Source organism: Vibrio sp. 10N.222.55.C6 (genome assembly GCF_041473395.1).
GTDB classification, from domain to species: domain Bacteria; phylum Pseudomonadota; class Gammaproteobacteria; order Enterobacterales; family Vibrionaceae; genus Vibrio; species Vibrio crassostreae_C.
The window spans coordinates 1-277 of sequence record NZ_JBFRSD010000774.1 but is presented as its reverse complement, the minus strand read 5'-3'; the positions used below and the strand labels follow the sequence as shown (position 1 = coordinate 277).

General features: G+C 48.0%; 1 protein-coding gene. It reads left to right on the top strand.

Features of this window, described 5'->3' with window-relative positions; genetic code table 11:
• Positions 1-250 (top strand): tRNA (cytidine(34)-2'-O)-methyltransferase (locus AB4486_RS26100; protein WP_372119657.1); only part of this gene is annotated, 250 nt, incomplete at its 5' end.
• Positions 251-277: the final 27 nt, after the last annotated feature.

Sequence of the window (277 nt, the reverse complement as noted above, 5' to 3'; positions counted from 1 at the left end):
CTTCCGCATCTTTGCCTGCACCACTAAAACGACAGGTCACCACGTTGATGCAAAATTCCAACAAGGTGATGTGTTGATGTTTGGCCCAGAGACTCGCGGGCTGCCTGCTGAATTCATCGAAAGTATGCCAATGGAACAACGCATTCGTATTCCAATGATGCCAGACGCGCGCAGCCTGAACCTGTCTAACGCAGTGGCAATCATTGCTTTTGAAGCATGGCGACAAATGGGTTTTGAAAGCGCGGTATAACCGAACACTCAAGCTTATCTTTTATCT